Annotated in this window: 22 protein-coding genes; 19 read left to right on the forward strand and 3 right to left on the reverse strand. The window is 37.2% G+C overall.

The annotated features are described in order from the left end of the window. Positions 1–6 precede the first annotated feature (6 nt). A complete protein-coding gene (locus ERX55_RS02920) occupies positions 7–816 on the reverse strand; it encodes a glycosyl transferase (protein ID WP_133451097.1) in 810 nt (269 codons plus the stop codon). A 304-nt stretch (positions 817–1,120) separates the two neighbouring features. Between ERX55_RS02920 and ERX55_RS02925 the strand changes: the two genes are divergently transcribed. The 3 genes from ERX55_RS02925 to ERX55_RS02935 are packed head-to-tail and all read left to right on the forward strand — an operon-like array spanning position 1,121 to position 3,321. Continuing rightward, complete coding sequence (locus ERX55_RS02925; protein ID WP_133451098.1) at positions 1,121–1,786, forward strand: YncE family protein; 666 nt, start codon at positions 1,121–1,123, stop codon at positions 1,784–1,786. A gap of 45 nt (positions 1,787–1,831) precedes the next feature. After that, positions 1,832–2,089: a YncE family protein gene (locus tag ERX55_RS02930; RefSeq protein ID WP_133451099.1), complete on the forward strand. Its 258-nt coding sequence runs from the start codon at positions 1,832–1,834 to the stop codon at positions 2,087–2,089. A 56-nt stretch (positions 2,090–2,145) separates the two neighbouring features. Beyond that, entirely contained in the window at positions 2,146–3,321 is a 1,176-nt protein-coding gene (locus ERX55_RS02935) for a glycosyltransferase family 4 protein (RefSeq protein ID WP_133451100.1), read from the forward strand. Positions 3,322–3,349: 28 nt separating this feature from the next. On the opposite strand, the gene galU is transcribed toward ERX55_RS02935, so the two are convergent. Beyond that, on the reverse strand, positions 3,350–4,222 hold the full coding sequence (gene galU, locus ERX55_RS02940; protein WP_133451101.1) for a UTP--glucose-1-phosphate uridylyltransferase GalU: 873 nt from the start codon (positions 4,220–4,222) through the stop codon (positions 3,350–3,352). Between the two features lie 230 nt (positions 4,223–4,452). On the opposite strand from galU, the gene ERX55_RS02945 reads away from it, so the two are divergent. The 15 genes from ERX55_RS02945 (at position 4,453) to ERX55_RS03015 (ending at position 19,815) form a co-directional block, all read left to right on the forward strand. Continuing rightward, the gene (locus tag ERX55_RS02945) at positions 4,453–6,282 is read left to right on the forward strand and encodes a polysaccharide biosynthesis protein (protein WP_424960676.1); all 1,830 of its coding nucleotides are present in this window, start codon (positions 4,453–4,455) and stop codon (positions 6,280–6,282) included. 41 nt (positions 6,283–6,323) lie between these two features. Next, a complete protein-coding gene (locus ERX55_RS02950) occupies positions 6,324–7,001 on the forward strand; it encodes a YveK family protein (protein WP_133451103.1) in 678 nt (225 codons plus the stop codon). Between the two features lie 9 nt (positions 7,002–7,010). Beyond that, positions 7,011–7,697, forward strand: a complete 687-nt coding sequence (locus ERX55_RS02955; RefSeq protein ID WP_133451104.1) for a CpsD/CapB family tyrosine-protein kinase — start codon at positions 7,011–7,013, stop codon at positions 7,695–7,697. 33 nt (positions 7,698–7,730) lie between these two features. Beyond that, positions 7,731–8,933, forward strand: a complete 1,203-nt coding sequence (locus tag ERX55_RS02960; RefSeq protein ID WP_133451105.1) for an oligosaccharide flippase family protein — start codon at positions 7,731–7,733, stop codon at positions 8,931–8,933. Between the two features lie 298 nt (positions 8,934–9,231). Beyond that, complete coding sequence (locus ERX55_RS02965) at positions 9,232–10,290, forward strand: hypothetical protein (protein WP_165983689.1); 1,059 nt, start codon at positions 9,232–9,234, stop codon at positions 10,288–10,290. A 9-nt stretch (positions 10,291–10,299) separates the two neighbouring features. Beyond that, positions 10,300–11,457, forward strand: coding sequence for a glycosyltransferase (locus ERX55_RS02970; protein ID WP_133451107.1), 1,158 nt, complete (start codon positions 10,300–10,302; stop codon positions 11,455–11,457). Then, a complete protein-coding gene (locus ERX55_RS02975) occupies positions 11,454–12,458 on the forward strand; it encodes an NAD-dependent epimerase (protein ID WP_133451108.1) in 1,005 nt (334 codons plus the stop codon). Before ERX55_RS02970 ends, ERX55_RS02975 begins: the two co-directional genes overlap by 4 nt. An 8-nt stretch (positions 12,459–12,466) precedes the next feature. Beyond that, positions 12,467–13,795, forward strand: a complete 1,329-nt coding sequence (locus ERX55_RS02980; RefSeq protein WP_133451109.1) for a phenylacetate--CoA ligase family protein — start codon at positions 12,467–12,469, stop codon at positions 13,793–13,795. A 4-nt stretch (positions 13,796–13,799) separates the two neighbouring features. Further along, the gene (locus tag ERX55_RS02985) at positions 13,800–15,074 is read left to right on the forward strand and encodes a nucleotide sugar dehydrogenase (protein ID WP_133451111.1); all 1,275 of its coding nucleotides are present in this window, start codon (positions 13,800–13,802) and stop codon (positions 15,072–15,074) included. Position 15,075: 1 nt separating this feature from the next. Further along, positions 15,076–16,233 carry a glycosyltransferase family 4 protein gene (locus tag ERX55_RS02990; protein ID WP_243721442.1) on the forward strand — a complete coding sequence of 386 codons (1,158 nt, stop codon included), beginning with the start codon at positions 15,076–15,078 and terminating at the stop codon, positions 16,231–16,233. Between the two features lie 3 nt (positions 16,234–16,236). Beyond that, positions 16,237–17,142: an SDR family oxidoreductase gene (locus ERX55_RS02995; RefSeq protein WP_133451112.1), complete on the forward strand. Its 906-nt coding sequence runs from the start codon at positions 16,237–16,239 to the stop codon at positions 17,140–17,142. Continuing rightward, entirely contained in the window at positions 17,138–17,698 is a 561-nt protein-coding gene (locus tag ERX55_RS03000; protein WP_133451268.1) for a sugar transferase, read from the forward strand. The genes ERX55_RS02995 and ERX55_RS03000 overlap by 5 nt, the downstream gene beginning before the upstream one ends. A 10-nt stretch (positions 17,699–17,708) precedes the next feature. Then, complete coding sequence (locus ERX55_RS03005) at positions 17,709–18,230, forward strand: PglD-related sugar-binding protein (protein WP_133451113.1); 522 nt, start codon at positions 17,709–17,711, stop codon at positions 18,228–18,230. A gap of 213 nt (positions 18,231–18,443) precedes the next feature. Beyond that, a complete protein-coding gene (locus tag ERX55_RS03010) occupies positions 18,444–19,241 on the forward strand; it encodes a tyrosine-protein phosphatase (protein WP_133451114.1) in 798 nt (265 codons plus the stop codon). 1 nt (position 19,242) lies between these two features. After that, the gene (locus tag ERX55_RS03015; protein WP_133451116.1) at positions 19,243–19,815 is read left to right on the forward strand and encodes a YdcF family protein; all 573 of its coding nucleotides are present in this window, start codon (positions 19,243–19,245) and stop codon (positions 19,813–19,815) included. Positions 19,816–20,241: 426 nt separating this feature from the next. On the opposite strand, the gene ERX55_RS03020 is transcribed toward ERX55_RS03015, so the two are convergent. After that, the gene (locus tag ERX55_RS03020) at positions 20,242–20,601 is read right to left on the reverse strand and encodes a two pore domain potassium channel family protein (RefSeq protein ID WP_133451118.1); all 360 of its coding nucleotides are present in this window, start codon (positions 20,599–20,601) and stop codon (positions 20,242–20,244) included. A gap of 218 nt (positions 20,602–20,819) precedes the next feature. On the opposite strand from ERX55_RS03020, the gene ERX55_RS03025 reads away from it, so the two are divergent. Next, positions 20,820–21,578, forward strand: a complete 759-nt coding sequence (locus ERX55_RS03025) for a glucose 1-dehydrogenase (RefSeq protein WP_133451120.1) — start codon at positions 20,820–20,822, stop codon at positions 21,576–21,578. Positions 21,579–21,608: the final 30 nt, after the last annotated feature.

A 21,608-nucleotide genomic window follows, 5' to 3' on the forward strand; every position in this document is an offset into this window, starting at 1 on the left:
GTCTTTTTATAATGACATCTTCTTCTGGATGGTTTCATTAAGAATCTTCAGTGTATCCTCTTTACCGAGCGGGTTATGGCCCTGCTGCTGGTTGTGATACATCAAGTATTTGATGGAGCTCATGGCCATCTTGTATTTACCGAGGTTCGCCACAAACGGTGTGAAGTGATTGTCAACATCAGATTTACATTCTAAGTTCTGCATATAGTAGATATTCGGCACGCCGTATTTCTTGAAGAAGGCGGTCGCAGATAGGCGTTCACCGTACTGTTTATTCGCTTCCACCTTATCGTCGGTTCCAAGGAGCCGCTCCAGCATCTTTATCACTGCACTCTCGTGATAGCGGAGCACATAAGTCTGCGGGTTATTGACAAGGGCCATGCTGCCCGTATCCAGACTGGCAAGCAGCAGGGACATATAACCGCCGGCAGAAGAACCGAAATAGATCGTATGGGCACTGTCCAGGTTCAGCAGTGCTCTGAACTTCAGCGCGAAGGCGGAATAATCCTGGAGATAATGACGGTCAGGTGTGCCGACCCCCCAGCCGAGTGTCAGGCCGTTATCGTGGAGTGAACGGTCATCCACAAAGAGACAGTTCGCCTGGATATCTTCAGACCAGGAATACCGGTTGAACGTCGGCAGCTGGCTTTTGGACGGGTCATAGGCACCGTTTGAGAAGACCACCAGTTCAGGGTTGCCTGTCTTAAAGTGGGTTCTGAAATAGAAATCAAGTCCATCTTTCATCACCTGAATGGTTTCCACTGCATCAAACGTCAGGTCTTCGAGTGTCATCGTGTCATAGTGAAGAGTTTTCATCGTATAAATCCTTTCAGTCTTTTCTTTAATTTATCATCTTTCAGTGATTAGTCAAGAAATGACGTTAACCGCTTACATCACTCATTTAAACTGGAAAATCCTATGGTATAATGAAGCATCAACGTTAAGGGGAATGCTTATGAAAAAATCACTGTTATTAGCCGGGCTGCTCATGCTGGCCGGCTGCAGTCAGCAGGACAAGACAACAGCAGAACCGGCACCAAAGGAGACGGTAGAGACGACAACGGAAGCACCATGATCAGAGAAGCCGTCAACTGAAACTGCAGCATCCGATACGACCCGGATGAAGCACCTCGCCAGTCTGGCTGAAGGACCTATCACACCGAAGTCGGTGGTCGCGAACGGCCACGGTCAGCTGATTGCGAACAATATGATGTATCAGCATACCGTCACGCTTTATGATGCCAAATCCCGCAGGCTGACCCAGACACTCAGTGACAAGACGGATCTGTCTGCCATCGGTATCCATCAAGAAGTCAGCGGCGCACCTGTTGAAGCCGTGTGGACGAGAGACGGCAAGTCTGCCTATGTGTCTCAGTACCAGCTGACAGGGCTCGGTGCTGAAGCAGAAGACGAATGTACAGCAGGCACGGGTATCCAGCCGTCAGCTGTCTATCGCTATTCCCTTGATAAGAAAGACTGGGATCAGGTCATTCAGGTCGGCCGGGTGCCGAAATATGTCGCACTGACCCCGGACAACAAGCAGCTGCTCGTCTCCAACTGGTGTGACAAGTCGCTGTCTGTCGTCGATACAAAGACCGCAAAGGAAAGAAAGAGAATCCCGCTGAACTCGATGCCCCGCGGTATCGTCACGCTGAAAGACAATCATACGACCTACGTGACAGCGATGTACGCCGATGAAATCTACCGCGTCAACCTGACCACCGGTAAAAGTGAAGTCGCACTGAAGACAGGCAGCCGTCCGCGTCACCTGGTCATTGATGACTAGGAGCATATCTATCTCACCGTCGCCAGTGCCAATGAACTCATCAAGATGGACAGGAATGCGCGCATACTCGCGAGGACACAGACCGGGCAGGAACCGCGGTCGATGACGCTAGCACAGGACAACAAATCCCTGTATGTCGTCAACTACAACGAAGACACGGCATCCAAATTTGATACAGCGACACTTAAGCCGCTGCAGAAAGTAAGGACCGGGCATATGCCGATCGGTATTACCTATGAACCTGTGACGCACACTGTCTGGGTGGCCAATTACAGCGGCTCACTGGATGTCTACAGCCAATAGAAGTATCCGTCCTGAAATGCTATAATAGACGGACTATACTAAAAGGTGAGAGAAATATGAAGATACTACTCGTAACACAGAACTTCTATCCGGAAATCGGCTCCGGCGCGAACCGCTTCAGAAATCTGTACAAGCATCTATCGGGACACCATCAGGTCGACGTGCTGACGACAGAGCCGAGCTATCCGAACGAGAAGATGTATCAGGACCAGAAGTTCTGGTACGATGAACAGATCAACCAGTCAGCTGACATCAAGCGCATCAAGATGCGCACCTCCAAGCAGAGCAGATCCATGGCGATGCGTCTCCTCTATTACTTTGAGCTCGGGCTTAAAGTCAGAAGAACCATCAGGAAGCAGCAGGCAGCCTATGATGTCCTCTATGTCACGACACCGAATATCTTTATGCCGTGGGCGGCGTTCTTCGGTCAGAGACATGAGACGAAAAGAGTGCTCGAGGTCCGGGACCTGTGGCCGGATTCACTGACCGGCATCGACAAGCTCAAGTCATTCAAGTTCATCTTCCCGGTCCTGAAATTTCTCGAGAAGCGGATGTACCGCGTGTCAGACACAATCATCATCAATAACGAAGGCTTCAGGGCCCATATAGAGCAGCTGGCGCCACAAGTCAAGCAGTATTACTTCCCGAATGCCTTCAATCAGGAAGAGCTTGCCTTCAGTGAAGTGACCGAAAACTTCAAGGTCATCTATACCGGCAATATCGGCTTCGCCCAGAGCTATGACCAGCTGATTGAAGTAGCAGAAGGACTGGAAGAAAGAGGCATCTATTTCAACGCCGTCGTCTACGGTATGAATGCCCATAACTTCTTCAACTATATCCAGGAGCATAACTTCAAATATGTGACTGCCTATCATGAGAAAAGCCGGCAGGAATGCCTCGAGATGATCCGCACGCATAATATCCAGCTCTCCCTCTTAAAGGAGACAGATACCTTCCTGACGGTTCTCCCCGGTAAGATCATCGACGGCATCGGCTGCGGTGTACCGGTCGTCACGAACCTCGGCGGCTATGCCAATCAGCTGATCAACGACAATCAGGTCGGTTACGCGAAAGAACGGGCGACAACAACAGAGATACTCGATGCGATTGAACAGATTAAGCATAACCATGCACTCGAACAGCAGATGCGGGAAAATGCACGGACGCTCGTACAGGAAGAGTTTCTGTGGGAGAAGAATATTAAGAAGCTGGAAGAAGTATTGAAACAATAAAAGCGATCCGCCAAGTGCGGATCGCTTTTTATTGATGGCGTTTAATTAAATCCTCCATAAAGGGAAGCAGTTCCTCCTTTAAGTCTGACCGCATCGCATACTCCAGTGTCGTTGTTACAAATCCTAGTTTATCACCGACATCATAACGGCTGCCCTCGAAGTCATAAGCATAGACGCTTGTGGCTTCATTGACTTTCTGGATGGCGTCCGTCAGCTGGATTTCTCCGCCTGTGCCGATTTCCTGGGCATCCAGATAGTCGAAGATATCCGGTGTCAGGACGTATCTGCCCATGATGGCGAGCCGGGAATCCGTCGTGCCGAGTTTCGGTTTCTCGATCAGGCGGTCCACTTTGTACATGCGGCCTTCTTGTTCTGAACTCTCGATAATACCGTAACGCTCAGTATCCTCCCTGGTGACCGTTTTGGCGCCAATCACCGAAGTACCCGTCTGCTCGTAGACATCCATCAGCTGCTTGATGGCAGGGACCTCAGCGTCCACAATATCATCACCGAGCAGTACAGCGAACGCTTCATCACCGATAAACTGTTTCGCAGTCCAGATGGCATGGCCCAATCCGCGCGGTGATTTCTGTCTGACATAGAAGATGTTCGCTAAATTCGTTGAATGTTCAACCTTCTCAAGCAGATCAGTCTTATTCTTCTCCTTCAAGTTCAGTTCGAGTTCCAGCTGAGAATCGAAATGGTCTTCAATGGCACGCTTATGTTTGCCGGTGACGATAATGATGTCTTCAATACCGGCAGCGACTGCTTCTTCAACTATGTACTGAATGGTCGGTGTATCGAGTACCGGCAGCATCTCCTTCGGCATTGCTTTAGTGGCAGGCAGAAAGCGCGAGCCGAGTCCTGCTGCAGGAATAATGGCTTTCGTAATTTTCTTCATCTACATTTCCTCACACGTTATATTTACTCATATCATAACAGAAGGGACGCTGGCATGTCATTCATACATACCAAGGAGGAGTATCATCGTATAATAGTACATCACATTAAATATGAAAAAAACATAGGTAATCTGTATTTTTTTAGAAAATGGACTAGTAATTCAATAATTCTTTAGTAAAATAAATGTAAGAGTATTTTCAAGATTTTGATGAGGAGTGCATAACATACATGAAGAAACTGAAAACATTGAGTTTAGTGGCGGTTGATAGTTTTATTATTATCTTCGCCATTTTTTGTGGGCGCCTGATCACAGAACGGCCGGATCTACCGCCAGGATTATTTTATATTGTGACATTAGCGTTATTATTATTCACTTTCCAGTTATTCGCATACATATTCAATCTCTACCAGTGGATGTGGCAGTATGCATCCATCAGGGAAGTCGTTAACGTCTTCTATTCAGTGTCATTCAGCATTCTGACAAGTATGGTCGGTGTCGTGCTGTTCTTCAGATTACTGCATTACAATTTTGATATGCCGGTCAGTCTCTTCTTCATTGCTTGGCTGATTGAGCTGGTGTTTATAGGCGGGCTCAGACTGGTCGGCCGCATCATGTATCTCGACCGGATGGATCACACGGATAATGAACGTGTACTGATCTTCGGTGCGGGACGGGGCGGGGCTATCCTCGCGCGTCAGATGAACCATGTCCAGCGCATGAAGATGACGCCTGTCGTCTTTCTGGACGATGATCCGGACAAACATAAGAGGGTCATCAACGGCGTCAAAGTGGTGGGCGACCGGACGAAACTGGAGGAAACCATTCAGAAGTACAATATCGATAAGGTTGTGATCGCGATGCCGTCCCTCGCGCGCAACAAAGTGAAGGAGCTCTACGACAAATCCAGTGCCTGTGACGTTAAAGTGCAGATCATGCCGGACATCGACGACATCCTCGCCGGCCGTAAGGAGGTCTCCATGCTGAAGAATATCGATCTAGAAGACCTGCTTGGCCGTGATCCGGTCGTACTGGACTCAGAAGAGGTCTCCAATGCCATCAATAATAAGACCATTCTCGTCACAGGGGCCGGCGGTTCCATCGGTTCTGAGATTGTCCGTCAGATCAGCAAGTTCGGCCCTAAAGAAGTAATTCTCCTCGGACACGGTGAGAACAGCATCTATCTGATTCATCAGGAGATGATGAACCTTTACAAAGACGGCGCTATCAAGTATATCCCGGTCATCGCAGATATCCAGGACCGCGATAAAATCTTCAGCGTCATGACGCAGTATAAGCCGGCCATCGTCTATCACGCAGCAGCACATAAACATGTGCCGATGATGGAGGCGAATCCACGGGAAGCGGTCAAGAACAATATCTTAGGGACTAAGAACGTCGCAGAAGCGTGTGCTGCAGCGGGTGTCGAAACTTTCGTCATGGTATCAACAGACAAAGCAGTGAATCCGCCGAACATCATGGGGGCGACAAAACGCTGGGCAGAGATGATCATTCAGAACATGAACGGTCACAGTGCGACGACATTCGTCGGTGTCAGATTCGGCAATGTCCTCGGCAGCCGAGGTTCTGTCATCCCACTCTTCCAGAAACAGATTGCAGCAGGCGGGCCAGTCACGGTCACCCACCCTGACATCACCCGTTACTTCATGACGATACCTGAGGCATCACGTCTTGTCATACAAGCAGGTGCACTGGCACAGGGCGGTGAAATATTCGTCCTTGATATGGGACAGCCGATGAAGATCGCGGACCTTGCGAAGAACGTCATTGAACTGTCGGGTAATACAGTGGAGGATATCGGTATCGAATTCACAGGACTCAGACCAGGAGAGAAGATGTACGAGGAACTGCTGAATGAGAATGAAGTCTCAGACAAGCAAGTACATGACAAGATCTATGTCGGGAAAGCAGTGCCGAAAGATTATCATGAACTCCTTGAAGAGATTGATCAACTACTTATGATGGATAAGGAACAGATGAAAGAATTTGTCATAAGAGAGGCCAACAAGAAATTTTACAATTCCCAAATGAGTCATTAAAAGTTATGATAAAGGTAAAATAATTTATATTTGGAGGCATTATGGAAGAAGTAATCGATTTAAAGGAAATATTGGAGATTTTAAAAAGGAACTTCAAGCTTATCTTAGGACTTGGTATTACGTTTGCGTTATTAGCATTCATTGTTTCAGCTTTTCTAATGAAACCGATTTATCAGTCTGAATCACAAGTGATCATCAACCAGAAAGGGAAAGATACCAACGTCTACAATCCAGGTCAGGTGCAGACGAACTTGCAGCTGATCAATACATATAGTCAGATGGTCAATTCTAAAGTGGTGCGTCAGCAGGTCGTTGATAATTTAAATCTGAAAACAGACGAAGAAGCGCTCGCTTCAAGAATCAGTGTGACAAGCGAAGCAGAGTCACAGTTAATGAAAATCAATGTATCAGGGCCAGAGACTAAAAACAATGCGCGCATTGCGAATGAACTCGCAGCAGTCACACAGAAAGAAGTTAAACGTGTGATGGGTGTCGACAACTTATCTGTCTTCTCAAAAGCAGATGAAAACGAAAAACAGTCTCCGATTAAACCGAAACCACTTAATAATGCGATTATCGCAGGGTTACTGGGATTGATATTAGGAACAGCGATCGCCTTTATGAAAAAATTATTAGACAACCGTATGAACACAGAAGAAAAAATCGAGCAATATCTAAGTCTGCCAACGCTTGGTAAAATCTATAAAATTCAGGAATAGGAGCCAGACATGAAAAAAATAAAAAGTAAAGAAATTAACCAGCTGGAAATCATGAACCGGCCTAAATCTGTCATATCGGAACAATTTCGAACGTTAAGAACAAATATTCTTTTTACTTCATCAGATAAAGCGATTAAACGCGTCATGATTACTTCATCTGAACCTGAAGAAGGAAAATCAACTGTATCTGCAAATGTTGCTGTCGCCTTTGCGCAGGCAGGCTACAAAACAATACTTATAGATGCTGATATGCGTAAACCAACGCAACATAAGATTTTCTCATACACTAATACAAGTGGTTTATCTAATTTAATAGCAGGACAGGCTGATCTTTCATCAGTTATAAAGGTTACAGAAATAGAGAATCTATCTCTTATTACATCAGGGCCTGTACCACCTAATCCAGCTGAATTATTAGGATCAAAAGTAAAACAGAATCTTCTTGAAACCCTTGAACAAACTTTCGATATCATCATAATTGATACAGCACCGGTTTTGGCGGTAACAGACTCAAAGATTATTTCAAATTTAGTAGATGGAACTTTGCTTGTCATTAATGCGACTAGAAATCATCGCGATAAAGTCATCTCAGCAAAAACAGAACTTGATAAAAATCGAGCTAATATTTTAGGGGTAGTTTTAAATAAATTAGACAAAGAAGAAGAAGGATCTAATTATTACTATTATGCAGAGTAGTTACTTCATTTTAATAATTGAGGAGATTTTGATTTGAAAGCACTTTTTGGAAAACTTTCGGTAGTGCTTCTAGCGAACATTACAAATACATTAACTAAATTAATGATAGTGATATTAATAACAAAGATTCTAGGAAGTAGGCAGTTAGGTGAATATACTTTAGCGTTGGCAATTACAGCGCCTTTATCATTACTATTTAATATGAAACTGAGGGCCTATTTAGTATCGAGTGATAACATTAATTTTTATATAAGTAGTAAGTTTAGGACATTAACAAGTATCCTTTCACTTATTATCTGTGAAATTATTGCGTTAATTTTTTACAAAGATTTATTTCTTATTATTACATTAGTAATGATATTAAAAGTGTTAGATATTAATTCGGAATTTTATCAAGCTTTTCCTAACAAATTAAAAAAATTTAAAGAATCATCAATCTTATTAATTATAAAATCCATAATATCACTATTATTATTTACATTAGTAATAACTTATACTGAAAATTTATATTTCTCATTAATAATCCAGATTATTTTTACTTTTATCTTTCAGTTTTTTGAGAGAAATTATCTGTATAAGGCTGGAAATGCATTTTCTTATAAAAATAATGTAAGTTTTAAAAATCTCTTTATTTCATTATTACCTTTAGGTATTGTACAAGCAATTTATACTTATTCAGCAAATATTCCGAAGTTTGCACTTGAAAAATTTTATAGTATTGAATTAGTAGGAATTTTGTCTGCACTACTTTATATTATTACAATTGTTAACCTTCTCATGAATACCATAAGTCAAACGTTTTTACCTTATATGAAAAAGCTATATAAAAATGATAAAAAGAAATTTAATAAATATTTACATATTTATTTAAATCTAATAGCACTTGCAATTGGACTAATATTTCTTATTTTGAATAGTATTTTAGGCGAAAGTATTCTTCAAATTTTATTTAACAACAAAATTTCAGAATTCAAAAATGTTCTTCTTATTATGACTATTGTTATTCCTAGTTCAATTTCTTCTTGGATATATGATTCTGCTTTACTTTTAAAAGGAAGCGTTAAATTTCAACCTTTGTTTTTAATTATAAGTAGTTTAATAACTTATATTTTAAGTTTGATTTTAATACCTCCTTATGGTGTTTATGGAGCAGCATATGTGCTAGGTGTGTTCCATTTATTAAATTTGGTATTCAAAATTGCTTATTATACAATACCTAGTAGTAGGAGTGAGTAAAATAAATAATATAATAATTATTTTTACATTATTTTTCTCTATATATTCTGTGTATTATACTAGTAATTATACTGTACATGATGGATATGAAAATCTATATATTTTGCCTTTAGCAACGATTATTATGGGTGGATATTTATTAATCAAATCCTCTAAAAAATTTTTACTTTCATTAATATATATAATTTATTTTATCAGATATTCATTGCTTTCTTTCTTAGTTGTTAAAACAGGATGGTACGAAGGAAGATCATATTATACTCCTAGCATCGAGAATTTTAACAAGAGTATTATTCTAATGGGGATGGAATTAATTGTAGTATTGATATCGTACATTATTTTGCTTAGAAAAAAAGATTTTGATATATATAAAGTTGATTTTCGTTTTCGTCATATTAGTCCTGCTTTAAATCAAGTTTTTGTCATATTTATTATAATATCTATTTTATTATCTCCTTTAATTATTGACCACATAACTTTTTTAGGTATAGGAGAACAGAAAAAATTAAATGAACTTAGTATTACGCAAACAATTATATTTTTTATGTTATACCTATCAAAATTTTTATTGATTGGTCAAACTATAAATTTTTTTTACATTAAATATAATCAAAAACCTTTAAATAGATATCTTTTAATAACTATCATACTGGTTCTAGTAATTAATTCTATTTTTATAGGGTTAAACAGAATGGATGTAGTATTAGCGATTTCATCTGCATTGATAATATTAAATAATTTATATAAAAAAAAAATGAAAGTCTATAATTATTTAATTTTTACTTTTTTACTGATATCCTTATACATTATTTCACTAGGAAGAGCTACTTTTAGTTATCAGATAACATCAAACAAATTAGCATTATTAACAGATTATCTCCAAATATATTTTGCTGGTATATATAATGTAGCTCTATCTTTAGACATAAGTATATACATTAAACAAAATGTATATATTACATTTTTGTATGATGTTATAAGACCTTTTCTTGGTCTTAATATGTTATGGAGACCTGAAACATTACTTACAAGTACAGAATTGTTTAATCAAAGAATTTTTGAAAATAATCAAGTTTCACAAATCATACCTCTTTTGGGTCAATTTTACTTACCTTTTGAATTATTATCTGTATTTATCTATCCTATCTTAATTATGCTCATTATTAGATACTTTTTACAAAAAGTTTTTGATAATAATTTGACTTATAGCATGATATTAATTGTTATTGTTCTTAGAGCCATTATTACAATATTTCAAAATTTAAGCATATTTATTAATGAACTGTCATCACTTATTATTTTGTTATCGTCTATAGTTTTATTTAAAAATTTACTTTTGAAGGTATCTAATAAATAGGAGGATTATATGAAAGCAACATTTATTCACGATTTTCCAGTAATTATATCTAATGAAAATTACTATTCATTGGGAGGTTTTCCAGAAAATATATGGGATAGATATTTAAAGTACTTTGATGAACTTAATATAATTTGTAGAATTAGTTCTGATAAATTCGATATAAATAAATGTGTTAAATCAAACACCCACAAAGTCAATTTTTATCCTCAGTTAAATTATAGTAGTTTAAGAAATTTGAGTAAAAGAAGAGCCTCAATAAGAAATATGAATACTATTATCAAAGAAAGTGATTTTGTTATTATAAGACTTCCTAGTATATTGGGGGTTGATGCTTTTAAATTCATAAAAAAATATAATAAACCTTATTTAGTAGAAGTAGTTGGAAATGGGTATGATGCATTTAATTTAACTAATAAAATTAGTGGGAAAATTTTAGCTCCATTTATTCACTACATGATGAAAAAAATTGTTTACAATGCTAATGGTGCTATTTATGTTACTGAAAAATATCTTCAAAATATTTATTCAACTAAAGGAATAAATGATAATGTATCTAATGTAAACATAGATTGGCAAGAAACCAGGAATTTTAATTTTGAAAAAAAGATAAATGTAAACAATGTAATTAAAATTGGTTTTATGGGAAAGCCCGATCTTAGTTATAAAAATTTTTACAGAGGAATCGACTACCTAGGCAGATTTTCTAAAGAAAAAGGATATAATTTTGAAGTTTCAATAGCTGGTGGTGAAATAAATAATTCATTAAAAGAATTATTTAATAAATATAGTCGTTTAGAACTCAATAGTGTAGGCAAATTGTCTAATAAAAAATTAGTAAACGAATGGTTTAAAACTCTAGATATTTTTATTCACCCAAGTTTGACTGAGGGACTACCACGAGTAATATTAGAAGCATTTTCAAATAACAAACCAGTTATAGCCAGTAATGTAGGAGGTACTCCAGAATTATTAAGTGAAGATTTTATGTTTAATCCATTATCATATGATGAATTTAAGGTAGCATTAATGAAGTTGCTTGATAGTGATTTAAATAAAGTTTTAAACGAGAATAATATTAAACTGAAGAATTATGATTCTGCATTTCTACAACAAAAGAGAGATAGGGTCTTTAAAGAAGTATTGTATAAGGAGAGATTAATATGAAAAAAGTATTGATTACAGGAGTTGCAGGGTTTATCGGTTCTCATTTAGCAAAAAGATTAAAAACTGAAGGTTATGACGTTTTTGGAATCGATAACCTTAATGATTATTATGACGTTCAACTTAAAGAAGATAGACTAAAAATATTACTTGAAGGTAATATTAAAAGTTATAAAATTGATCTTTCAGATAACGAAGCGATTGATAAAGTTTTTTCAGATGAACGGCCTGAAGTTGTTATTAATCTAGCAGCACAAGCAGGAGTGCGTTATAGTCTAGAAAACCCCTATACTTACATTACGAGCAATATAAATGGATTTATGAGTATTTTAGAAGGGTGTCGTCATTACGGTGTGAAGAATCTTATATATGCTTCTTCTAGTTCGGTATATGGTGCTAATACTTCTAAACCTTTTTCAACATCAGATAATATAGATCATCCATTAAGTTTATATGCAGCTACAAAAAAATCTAATGAGTTAATGGCACATACATACAGTCATTTATATAATCTTCCAACAACTGGTCTAAGATTTTTTACAGTTTATGGTCCATGGGGTAGACCTGATATGGCGCTTTTTAAATTTACGAAAGCAATTATTAATAATGAAATCATTGATGTATATAATCATGGCAATATGATGAGAGACTTCACTTATGTAGATGATATAGTAGAATCTATTACTAGACTTGTTGAAAAACCGGCTAAACCGAACCCAAACTGGGATGGAGCTAATCCGTCGCCTGACTCTAGTTATGCACCATATAAAGTCTATAATATTGGGAATAACTCTCCGGTAAGATTAATGGAATTTGTAGAAGCCATTGAAAATAAAGTAGGTAAAACTGCTAAGAAAAACTTTATGGATCTTCAAGCGGGAGATGTTCCAGAAACATATGCTAATGTAGAAGATTTATTTAGGGATATCAATTTTAAACCAAAGACTAATATTCAAGATGGGGTTAATCGTTTTGTAGACTGGTACATTGACTATTATAAGTAGGTGGAAATATGCATAAGATATATTATAAAAGTCCCGTTTTTATTCAACATGTGATGACCTCTATATATGGTTACAAATTAAAGAAAAAAAGATATACTGAATCTTACTTTAAACATTTAGAAAATTATAGAAAAGCTAATATAACAGAAGAAGAAAATGTCAGACAATTAGTTAACCATCTTAAAAATAATATTCCTTTTTATCAAAAAAAATTAAATATTATGCCTAACTCACTAAAATCATTATTAGATTTACCGATGACTTCTAAAGAGGATTTAAGAAATGAACTTGAATTAAGATCAGATTCTTCAAAAAAAGATAATATCAATAAAACGGGCGGTACTACTGGTAAAAGTTTAAAAGTTTATTCTTCAATTAATGATATAAATAAACGAATGGCATACTTAGATTATATTAAAACTTTATATGGAGTCGAGCCGTTTTCTAAAAGAGGTTCATTTACCGGCAAAGAGATTGTTCCGCAAAATCACAAAAATATACTTTGGCGCTATAATTGGCCTATGAACCAAACCTTGTATGCTTCTTTTAAAATGAATAAAGACAATGTTAAATATATTTATGAGCACATGAGTAAGTTTAAACCTTTATCTCTAGATGGTTTTCCATCCTCTATTCATTTATTAGCAAAATATATATTGCAAAATAATATTAAAATTAGTTGGACGATTAAAGCTATTTTTCCCACTGCTGAAACGCTCACAGATAAAATGAGAGAAGATATAGAACGTGCTTTTAATACAAAAGTGGTGGATCAGTATGCGAGTAGTGAAGGTGCTCCTTTCCTGTTCTCTGATGATGGAAAAAAGTTTCATATAGGACATGAAACAGGATTATTTGAGTTTTTCCGAGTAAAAGACAATATATATGACATGATTGTAACCAGTTATATTAATGAAGCCACTCCTATTGTTCGTTACAAAATTGGTGATCAAGTTTTAATAAACTCAACCGAAGAATACTTAACCAGTTATCAAAAAGATGTACCCATAACTAAGATAATTGGTAGAGGAACTGATTATTTAGTAGGTGATAACGGCAATATTGTTACAAGCGTCAATATGTCTAACGTATGCAAAGAGTTTGGTGATCAAGTTATACAATCACAGTTTATTCAAGTTGACAACAATTGTTTTGATATAAATTTAGTGGTAACTAAGTCTTTTCTTGATAATAAAGAAAAAGCTGAATCTTTATTAACTGAAAAGTTAAACCATAGATTAGGAATCAACAATAAGTATAAGTTTAATTATTTAAATGAAATTCCCAAAGAGAAAAGCGGTAAAACAAGATTCATAATAAATAAGATAGGTGGATAGCTGTATGAATAGAAAATTAGGTATTGTCGGTTTAGGATATGTAGGATTACCGGTTGCGGTTGCATTTGGAAATATTGGAGAAATTATTGGTTTTGATATTAACGAGAAGCGTATTGAAGAATTAAAATCAGGTTATGATCGCACAAATGAAGTGGCGTCTAAAAAGCTTCAGAACTCCCATATTACTTTCACTAGTAATAAAGAAGACTTGAAGCAAGCTGACTTTATTATTGTTGCGGTACCGACACCGATTAACGAGCATAATCATCCTGATTTAACACCGCTTATTAAAGCAAGTGAAACGGTAGGTTCAATTCTCACAAAAGGGACAATCGTGGTCTATGAGTCAACTGTATATCCTGGTGCGACTATGGATGACTGTGTCCCTGTACTTGAGAAGTTTTCAGGTCTTAAGAACGGTAAAGACTTCTTCGTAGGTTACTCACCAGAACGTATCAACCCGGGCGACAAAGTACATACTTTCGAAACCATCACTAAAGTTGTCAGCGGTCAGACACCAGAAGTATTAGATATCGTAGCTGATGTTTATTCTTCTGTGGTGAAAGCTGGTGTACATAAAGCACCTTCTATTGCCGTAGCTGAAGCAGCGAAAGTTATTGAGAATACGCAACGTGATGTGAACATTGCATTAATGAATGAACTTGCTATTATTTTTGATAAAGCGGGCATTAATACGAAGGATGTATTAGAAGCGGCGGGAACGAAGTGGAACTTCCTTAAATTCTATCCTGGTCTTGTCGGTGGTCATTGTATTGGTGTGGATCCGTATTATTTAACGCATAAAGCACAAGCGCTTGGTCATCATCCAGAAGTTATTTTATCCGGTCGCCGTATAAATGATGGTATGGGCAAATTTATTGCTTCAACGATTGTAAAGGAAATGTTGAAGAAAAATTTAACTGTTCTTGGTGCCAAAGTAAATATGTTAGGTTTAACATTCAAAGAAAATTGTCCGGATTTACGAAACACGAAAGTTATCGATATTATTAATGAACTTGAAGATTATGGTCTTGAAGTTAAAGTCAATGATGTTGAAGCGGATAAAGCGGAAGCTAAGAAATTCTATAATATCGATCTTTTAGATTTAGATAAAATGGAAGAAACGAATGTAATAGTATTTGCGGTTTCACATAATGAATATGTAGAAAATAAAGATCAATACTTATCTAAGTTAAGCGGGAAGGGGCTTATTATAGATATTAAAGGTATTATTGATGATTCAGACATAAAAGAGGATCAATCTATCTGGAGGTTATAACTTGAAACCGAAGATTATGCAAATATCTGCCATTGATATGACTATGAATAATTTTCTGCGTCCGCTCAACCTAGCAACCCGCGAGGCAGGATGGGATGTTCATTGCGTCTGTCATGAAGGACCTTTTACAAAACAAATTAAAGATGATGGTTTCAAATTTCATAATGTCAAAATTGATAGAAAAATCAGCCCTCTATCAAATTTAAAATCAATTATTAAACTTGTGAAATTGTTCAAAAAAGAAAAACCTCAGATTGTACATGTCCATACTCCAGTAGCTTCAGTTCTTGGTCGCATAGCTGCTAAAATAGCAGGAGTTCCTACCATCATTTATACTGCTCATGGGTTCTATTTTCATGAAGGAATGTCTGATAAACAATATAAATTCTTTTTCTCTATTGAAAAATACATTGGACGTTTTTGTACAGATTATATTTTTACTCAAAGCCAAGAAGATTATGAAGTAGCAAAGAAACATAAATTTTTAAGAACAAGCAAGATTGATCATTACGTATGTATAAGCAATGGTATTGATTTAGAAAATAAATATAATTATAAACTCAAAACTGAAATAGAAAAAGAGAACTTGAGAAAGAAACTTGAGATACCTGATGATCATTTAATAGTAAGTTTTATTGGTCGTCTAGTAAAAGAAAAAGGAATTGTTGATTTATTAGATGCCTATAGTTTGCTTAAGGAAAAAAATATTACAATTATTATTATGGGAATGTTGCCTCATGGTGAACGAGATACAACAACTCATGATTTCATAAAGAAATACGAAGCTAATAAAAATATAAAGTTTGTAGGTCATGTTAATAACGCTGAAGACTACCTAAATTTAAGCGATATTTTTTGTCTCCCGTCATATCGTGAAGGGATGCCGCGTTCGATTATTGAGGCGATGGCTATGAAAAATGCTATCTTAGCAACTAATATACGCGGCAGTAGAGAAGAAGTAATAAATAATGAAACTGGTTATTTATTCGAAGTCAACCGCAGTGATGAAATAGCTAAATATATTGATTATCTAAATAATAATAGAGAATTGTTAGATGAATTCAAGGAAAAAGGTTTGATAAGGGCTCATGAACTCTATGACGAAAATAAAGTTGTCGCAAAGCAATTAAATATTTTCAACAAATTTAGAAAGGATTAAGCGATGAAACTTTTAATTACTGGAGCTACAGGTAATTCTGGATTATTCTTTTTAGAGCACTTAAATAACAATAGCTTAAATTATGATGAAATTCGATGTGTAGTTAGAGAATCAACTAATACTAAAGCATTAGAACAGTTTGGCAATTTAAATATAAAATGCGTTACAGGTGATTTAACGGATGCATCTTTCTTAGATAAAGTTACCCAAGATATAGATACAATATTAAATATAGCAAATATTCGTTTTTCTCCATTATTAGCAACATATGGACAAAAAAATAATGTTAAATGGTTAATTGGTGTTCATACTACAGGAAGATATTCCAAATTTAAATCTGCATCTTCCGAGTATATTAAGATTGAAGATACCCTTCTAAATACAAGACCGATTAATCTGACTATTTTAAGACCAACTATGATTTATGGAAATATGAAAGATCATAATATGAAAAAATTAATTAAATTTTTAGATGCTTTCCCGATATTTCCTGTATTCGGAAAAGGGAAGAATTTACTGCAACCTGTCAGAGCACAGGATCTCGGCAAAGCTTATTATGATGTTCTATCAAATCCAAAGATTACTCAGAACAAAGAATATAATCTTTCAGGAAAAGATGAGGTAGAGTACAGGACAATAATTAAGATGATAACTCATAAACTTAACAAAAACGTGCTGATTTTTCCTGTTCCTCTTCAATTATCTTACAAGATTGCTATGTTCGGACAAAATTTTATTCCTGGTTTTCCCATTAAAGGTGAACAAGTATTAAGAATGCAAGAAGATAAGGTGTATTCTCATTTACCAGCTACACAAGATTTTGGGTATGACCCTATGAGTTTCAAAGAAGGTATCGAATTAGAAGTCGAGGAATACTTAGCTACGAAAAGAGGCAGTAAGAATGATTAAGAGAAGTTTTGATTTATCTTCTTCCTTGTTGGGACTCGCTGCAGTCACACCTATTCTGATTGTAACAGCCATTGCAATTAAAGCAGATTCCAAAGGGCCGGTACTTTTTAAGCAACAACGTCCTGGACTCAATAATGAATTGTTTACCATTTATAAATTCAGATCCATGGCAGTGGAGACACCCAATGTTGAGACGGCAAAGTTAGGAGAAGGTGTCTCATACATTACTTCTGTAGGAAAATTTATTAGAAAAACTTCTATTGATGAACTGCCACAATTAATTAATGTGGTTAAAGGTGATATGTCTATCGTTGGTCCGCGCCCAGCTCTGTACAACCAATATGAATTAATTGAAAAGAGAACATCGTTAGGCATTCATCAGATAAAACCGGGTATTACTGGTTATGCTCAAGTGATGGGGCGCGATGAGATTTCAGATGATCAAAAAGTCCAATATGACAAATATTACTTAGATAACCAAAGTTTCATGTTCGATATGTGGATTATATGGGAAACGTTGAAAGGTGTAGTTACCTCAAAAGGTGTTAGTCACTAAGGAGTTAATAATGAATATTGTTATTATAGGTCGTGGTGGTTTTTCATATGTCGTAGAAGAAGAACTAAGTAAACTGGGTAGTTATAATGTAGTAGGATATATGGACGCTTCTATTGAAGTAAGTCATATAAAGGAAAACAGATACTATTTAAAAATGTTTGATTTGGATTATATCAAAGATGACATTTATTACTTTATTGCTATTGGTAATATTGAAGTAAGAAGAAAAATTGTAGAGCAACTTAATATTCCTTCCAATCGATTTATTACCATAATATCCAGGGATGCATATGTCAGTTCATCTGTAGAAATAGGGAACGGTTCATATATAGGACCGGGAACAATTATTAATGCAAATACAATTATTGGCTCTCATACCACTATTAATACAAGAGTAACAATAGAACATAACTCTAAAATAGGCGATTTTTGTCTAATCAACACGTCGAGTACTCTTTATAGCCATACTACTATTGAAAGCAACTCCGTTGTAAAAGTTGGTAGTGTAATTGTTGTTAGACAACCTGAATAACAAAATGACCTTTTTAGTACTATTTATGAAAAATAGGATATTCTCAAACTTTTTTAAAAATAAGTATTTAAATTCTCATAATATGAATAGCCAAAGATTTATGCTTATAAAGCAAATCTTTATGATTTTATTCACTGGAAGGTGTGATTTATTGCTCATACCTTCTTCTTTTTGATATAAAATAGTATTAAGAGTTTTAAAGGAGGTTTTCTTATGATAGACATCCACAACCATTTACTTATCGGTGTCGACGACGGACCGAAGTCTGAACAGGATGTGATTGAATTATTGCGTCAGGCTGAGGGACAGGGCATCACTGATATTATTGTCACACCGCATCACTATTCGGGTGACTGGCTGAATCCAAAGGAAACTGTTTTGCTGAATATCAAGGATATCGAGCGGATTATTAATGAACAGCAGATTAATATTAAGGTTTACCCTGGACACGAGATCCGCGTCAATGAGAAGATCATCGATGAACTGAAGTCAGACTATAATATGCCGCTGAATGACTCTAAGTATGTGCTGATTGAGTTTCCGTTCTCTGATTATCCGCATTTCGCTGAACAGCTGCTGTATCAGCTTCAGATGGCAGGCTATGTGCCCCTGATTGCGCATCCGGAACGCTGTAAACCACTGATCAAGAATCCGGATAAGTTATTTGATGCGATTGAAAAAGGGGCGATTGCACAGGTGACGTCAGCGTCTGTGACCGGTGATCTAGGTGACAATCTGCAGGAGACGTCGCTTGAGATGATCAAGCATAATCTCGTTCATATCATCGGCAGCGATGCGCATCATGCTGAGACGCGTCCGTTCCTTCTCAAGGAAGCCTATGATGTGGTGGAAAGGGAGTTAGGGCCGGAATATGTGGAGCGTCTGAAAGCTAATGCAGAGGCGATCCTTCATAATAGAGACGTTCGAGTGAAGCCACCAGAAAAGATGGAAACCCATTATACGAAGAAGTCCAGCTCAAAAAAGAGAAAGAAATTCCTGGGATTGTTCTAATATGATGAAGACGACCAAGCAGGCTGCGTTGATTATCCTTACACTCCTCACCCTGTTCTTATCATTCGTCTTAGTGGAGAGTTTGCAGACCACTAAAAGTGATGTGCCTATTAAGAGTGACGTCATTGTTGTATTGAACGGAGGCTCGGGACGAATTGAGAAGGCAGTTGAAATTTATAAGCAGGGGCTTGCGTCTTACATCATTCTGTCCCCGGCTGATATTACAAAGCCTGATGATATTTATCAGCAGGCCATCCGTCTTGGCGTTCCGGCTGATCGTCTGCTTGTCGACAGCGTAGCGACGAGCACCTACAAAAACAGTACGATTGTCAATGGCCTGATGGACCGTCATCACATGCGTTCAGGCATCGTCGTGACTAGTGATTATCATCTGAAACGGGCGAAGGAGATTTTTGAACGCTATAAAGGCAATAAATACTTCTTCTATGTCGGTGCGCCGGATACCAAGGGTCGTTCCTGGTATGAGCGACCGGATGCCTTAAATCTCTGGCAGTCAGAGCTGAAGAAAAATATCGGGTACCGCCTCGGATTATTCAGATGGATAGATGAATAAAGAGAAGGTATTGTCTTATAGAGTAGCTTCATTCAGTACAAAATAGGAGCCATGATTAGTCATTTTCTAATCATGGCTCTTATTTTAATAGCTATATTGCAGTGCTTTCGCACTTGAAAAACCATGGAGTGACTCGGCATGTCATTAACGTCTTAAAAATCCTCAAAAACAGCGGAATAAAATTCCTTATTTATGGGTAAAGTTGAACCGTGACAAAGTTTGACTGTTCTTCTCTGACATTCCTCTGAATCAACTCTAATAAACCCGCTATCCGTTATCGTATCTCTTGATGTCACTTAGCTGAACGCTTCTTTATAGAGCAATGCTTTCTTTTTCGCCCTTATTAAATTCATCAGGTAATTTATGCATAGAGCTCAATGTTACCATGATAGAAAATATCTTCTGTATACATAGATGTAGCCGCTTTTACTTTTCACGTCTGTTATAGACCCCGCTATTCCTTTGTTTTTTGGTGAACATGGCTTGGGCTATAACGACAAGCGTCGTCAGCATCGTGCCAGAACCGGTTAGTAAATAGATCATCATAAATACTTTATCCATTACTGTTTCAGGATGATAATCCACTGATAAGGAGGATGGAATGAGGATGACGATGCTTGTATAGAATGCGTCGAACAGTGAAAGATGGTTCACGTTAGTGAGATAGATGGTGCTGCCCAGTAAAATAAACGCTAAAGTTAAAATCAAGGCCTTAGAAATCGGCTGCTTTACTACATGCCATAGAGAAGTAACTAGCCTTCTGAGGGCGATAAGAAGTGAGATCATTTAATGGCTCCTTTATTGATGATAAATTTGTTATATATGATACTAGTTTACCTCATCTAGGTTATTCTATAAAGGCCGAAACGAAACTTTCCATCATTCTCAGTAAAATGCTATTTGAGGAAGTGATTGGCTTCAATAGCTTGAATAGTTTGAAAAATTTTGTATGTAAGATTAAAATTAGAGTGTAACAATATTATTACAAGAAAGAAGGAGATTCAATGGGAAGACTCGACAGCAAAGTGGCGATTATTACTGGAGGGGCGTCAGGTCTGGGGAAACATGCAGTCAGCATGATGCTGGCAGAAGGCGCCAAAGTCGTCATTGCAGACTTGAATGATGATCTGGGGAGAAAGGTTTGTGATGAACTATCCCGACAGTTCCAGGATAAGGTACATTTCGTTAAATTAGACGTTACGGATGAAAGAATGTGGCAGCAGACTATCGATGAAACAATCTCTAAGTTTGATCAAATTGATATACTTGTGAATAGCGCCGGTATCAGTATTTCCAAGAATATCGAAGCCATGAGTCTTGAAGATCTTAGAAAATCTTTAGCTATTAATGTTGAGGGCCCTTATTTGGGGATGAAGGCGGTTATTGAGGTGATGAAGAGTCACGGGGGATCTATTATCAATATCGGTTCTATGGCAGGTGTGGTGGGTCTGAGTCAGGCGATGCCTTATAGTACCAGCAAAGGTGCTCTCAGATTGATGACCAAGTCAGTGGCGGTCTACTGTGCTAAACAAGGCTACAACATCAGAGTGAACACAGTGAACCCGGCATATATCAGAACCCCTATGTTAGAAGGTGTCTATAATGATGAACAGATTGAAGGTCTGAAGACATTGATTCCTTTAGGTAAACTAGGGACCATGGCTGATGTGTCTCAAGCGATTGTTTATCTCTCGTCTGATGAATCGTCATTTATAACAGGTGTAGATATAAATATTGATGGCGGGGTAAATGCAGGTAAGTAAGAGCTTGTCTTTGAATTGAAGAAAGAGGAG

Origin of the sequence: Macrococcus bovicus, from assembly GCF_004359575.1 — a bacterium.
GTDB classification, from domain to species: domain Bacteria; phylum Bacillota; class Bacilli; order Staphylococcales; family Staphylococcaceae; genus Macrococcus; species Macrococcus bovicus.

What these genes read in the sequence shown, in the direction of transcription:
- ERX55_RS02920 (WP_133451097.1), bottom strand. Translation starts at nt 816, where the DNA reads ATGAAAACTCTTCACTATGACACGATGACACTCGAAGACCTGACGTTT.
- ERX55_RS02925 (WP_133451098.1), top strand. Translation starts at nt 1,121, where the DNA reads ATGAAGCACCTCGCCAGTCTGGCTGAAGGACCTATCACACCGAAGTCG.
- ERX55_RS02930 (WP_133451099.1), top strand. Translation starts at nt 1,832, where the DNA reads ATGGACAGGAATGCGCGCATACTCGCGAGGACACAGACCGGGCAGGAA.
- ERX55_RS02935 (WP_133451100.1), top strand. Translation starts at nt 2,146, where the DNA reads ATGAAGATACTACTCGTAACACAGAACTTCTATCCGGAAATCGGCTCC.
- galU (WP_133451101.1), bottom strand. Translation starts at nt 4,222, where the DNA reads ATGAAGAAAATTACGAAAGCCATTATTCCTGCAGCAGGACTCGGCTCG.
- ERX55_RS02945 (WP_424960676.1), top strand. Translation starts at nt 4,453, where the DNA reads ATGAAGAAACTGAAAACATTGAGTTTAGTGGCGGTTGATAGTTTTATT.
- ERX55_RS02950 (WP_133451103.1), top strand. Translation starts at nt 6,324, where the DNA reads ATGGAAGAAGTAATCGATTTAAAGGAAATATTGGAGATTTTAAAAAGG.
- ERX55_RS02955 (WP_133451104.1), top strand. Translation starts at nt 7,011, where the DNA reads ATGAAAAAAATAAAAAGTAAAGAAATTAACCAGCTGGAAATCATGAAC.
- ERX55_RS02965 (WP_165983689.1), top strand. Translation starts at nt 9,232, where the DNA reads ATGGGGATGGAATTAATTGTAGTATTGATATCGTACATTATTTTGCTT.
- ERX55_RS02970 (WP_133451107.1), top strand. Translation starts at nt 10,300, where the DNA reads ATGAAAGCAACATTTATTCACGATTTTCCAGTAATTATATCTAATGAA.
- ERX55_RS02975 (WP_133451108.1), top strand. Translation starts at nt 11,454, where the DNA reads ATGAAAAAAGTATTGATTACAGGAGTTGCAGGGTTTATCGGTTCTCAT.
- ERX55_RS02980 (WP_133451109.1), top strand. Translation starts at nt 12,467, where the DNA reads ATGCATAAGATATATTATAAAAGTCCCGTTTTTATTCAACATGTGATG.
- ERX55_RS02985 (WP_133451111.1), top strand. Translation starts at nt 13,800, where the DNA reads ATGAATAGAAAATTAGGTATTGTCGGTTTAGGATATGTAGGATTACCG.
- ERX55_RS02995 (WP_133451112.1), top strand. Translation starts at nt 16,237, where the DNA reads ATGAAACTTTTAATTACTGGAGCTACAGGTAATTCTGGATTATTCTTT.
- ERX55_RS03005 (WP_133451113.1), top strand. Translation starts at nt 17,709, where the DNA reads ATGAATATTGTTATTATAGGTCGTGGTGGTTTTTCATATGTCGTAGAA.
- ERX55_RS03010 (WP_133451114.1), top strand. Translation starts at nt 18,444, where the DNA reads ATGATAGACATCCACAACCATTTACTTATCGGTGTCGACGACGGACCG.
- ERX55_RS03015 (WP_133451116.1), top strand. Translation starts at nt 19,243, where the DNA reads ATGATGAAGACGACCAAGCAGGCTGCGTTGATTATCCTTACACTCCTC.
- ERX55_RS03020 (WP_133451118.1), bottom strand. Translation starts at nt 20,601, where the DNA reads ATGATCTCACTTCTTATCGCCCTCAGAAGGCTAGTTACTTCTCTATGG.
- ERX55_RS03025 (WP_133451120.1), top strand. Translation starts at nt 20,820, where the DNA reads ATGGGAAGACTCGACAGCAAAGTGGCGATTATTACTGGAGGGGCGTCA.